This is a genomic window from Terriglobus sp. YAF25, from assembly GCF_052113305.1.
In the GTDB taxonomy this organism is placed as follows: domain Bacteria; phylum Acidobacteriota; class Terriglobia; order Terriglobales; family Acidobacteriaceae; genus Terriglobus.
The window spans coordinates 1-1,954 of record NZ_JBFRCY010000808.1 but is presented as its reverse complement, the minus strand read 5'-3'; the positions used below and the strand labels follow the sequence as shown (position 1 = coordinate 1,954).

The window sequence follows — 1,954 nt, the reverse complement described above, 5'->3', positions numbered from 1 at the left end:
ACACAGAGCTTTGCACTCACCTAGAAGCAGCATCATGCCGCTGCTCTAGGCCAGCCGCCACCTCATCGCTAATCTTCAAAAAACTTCCGTGCTTGCATCCATGCGGCAGATCAATCTTGTCGGTCGCGTCACTCCAATGCACCCAGTCCGTGGTTTCCACCGCCTTGAACCGCGCCGGCGGGCGATAGTAGTCGTAAAAGACCACATATCGATCGCCAACCTGCAGGGCCGACGGTCCCTCGCTCCATGTCGGTGTAATCGGTCCGGAGATATTGCTCCACGGTCCCTGAACACTTGGTCCGCCGGCGACACGAATCTGGTAACGCAGCGGATCCTGGTTCTGGTCCTTAAAAACGAGGTACCAGGGAGCGAGATCCTTCCGAGACGTGTTGTGAAAGATCGTCTGATCGATGGTGACGTATCCAGGATCGAACCATACCGATGGTTTGGTAAAGCTCTGAAAATCCGCCGTCATCGAAGACCAGATGTGGTGATTGTTCGGTTCGCTCTTCATCGCTGAAGACCACAGAACCAGCCACTTCCCGGCTTTCGCGTCCCAGTAGATCTCCGGAGCCCAGGTGTTATTGGTCTCAGGAAAATCGGCCATGATAGGAATTTCGCGCGTTGCCGTCCAGTGCTGCAGATCGTCGGACTCGGCATAACCGATCGACTTGCCTCGCCAGTCCCACGTCCACACCAACCTATACTTCCCATCGGATCCCTTCGTCAGGTAGGGATCGCGAATTCTCTGCCCCGCGGGAGGAAGAAACCACGGCGCGCCATCGTTCAGCGGAGCGTAATGATAGCCATCATGCGACAAAGCAAAGTAGATACCGGTATCGCCCGGCTCCTTGAAGTAGGCAAACAGATAGCTCTCCGCCTGCCCGACAACTGTCGTCAGTCCCAGCAATATCGAAGCGGCAAAGGTTACTCGTTTCATGGTCTCTTCGTTCCCGGAAGCTGCACGGTCAGCGAACCGAGCGTTTCGCGATGCGCTGCTATCTTCCCATCGATCCAGACCTGAAATCCGCGCCCTTTGTGGTAGCGGGCCCCCGTGCGGTCGTAGACCAGAGTCAACTGGTGCCCGTGATAGGGCACACCGTCCAGAGCAAAGTATTGCCATGTGCCCTCAGGCAGCAACGGCTGGATGTGCAAGGTGTCTCCCGATTCAGGCCGGATGCCAAGCAGACCGGTGATCAACGGATCAGCAAAGCCGGAATGGTTGTAGTAGTTCCCTCGCCCGACCTGCTTGTTCTTCTCCCTGAGCATGCGGCGTGCGATCCAGTCATCGGCATCCGCGTCCCGATCCTCGTCAATCCACGGGATGGACTGTCCGCCTGGCAAAGTAAGGTGCTGCGCCAACACATAGCGCGCAAACAACTTGTAGTATTCGTTGCTGCCGATGGACGACGTTCCGCGCGTCTGCAACAACTCTGCCAGCGCTGTCAGCGTCTGAGTCGTCGCAAACGGCCACATGGGACCATTCCAGGTGCACTGATCGCTGCTGGCAAAACGAAACCGGGGACTACGCTTCTCCGCCGTCGTCGGTCCGTACTTCCCATCAAAGCCTTGCGGGTCAAACAACTGCTTCCAGGCAATATCCTGATCCGGTGTGGCAATGCCATAGGTCCATGGGATGTAGCCGATCTGCTCCCGCACGCCTGCAAGCTGCATCTGCGTTCCAGGATCGACAAACTTCTTTTGTTTGCGGATACCTGAATCAGCAGCCGGCGAAACCACATCGTAAAACTGATCCTTAGTATTCCAAAGCCGCTCATGCACCAGGGTCCGCAGAAGATCCGCCTTGCGGGCAAACTTCGTACGCAGATTGACATCGTCGGTAAGCGCGGCGATCGCCCTCGCATCGGCGACCATGTAGCTGTTCAAGGTAGGCCGGTAGCCATCGCCCGAGATCGACTTCTCCATCGCATCCCGGGTATCGATCGACCAGTAC

At 56.9% G+C, this 1,954-nt stretch carries 2 protein-coding genes; both read right to left on the bottom strand.

The window, feature by feature from the left end; all coding sequences use genetic code 11:
- Positions 1 to 16: 16 nt before the first annotated feature.
- Positions 17 to 940, bottom strand: coding sequence for a glycoside hydrolase family 43 protein (locus AB4043_RS23985; RefSeq protein WP_442302391.1), 924 nt, complete (start codon positions 938 to 940; stop codon positions 17 to 19).
- The coding region (locus tag AB4043_RS23980) for an MGH1-like glycoside hydrolase domain-containing protein (RefSeq protein ID WP_442308313.1) at positions 937 to 1,954 on the bottom strand (1,018 nt) is incomplete at its 5' end. The genes AB4043_RS23980 and AB4043_RS23985, both read right to left, overlap by 4 nt.

What these genes read in the sequence shown, in the direction of transcription:
- AB4043_RS23985 (WP_442302391.1), bottom strand. Translation starts at nt 940, where the DNA reads ATGAAACGAGTAACCTTTGCCGCTTCGATATTGCTGGGACTGACGACA.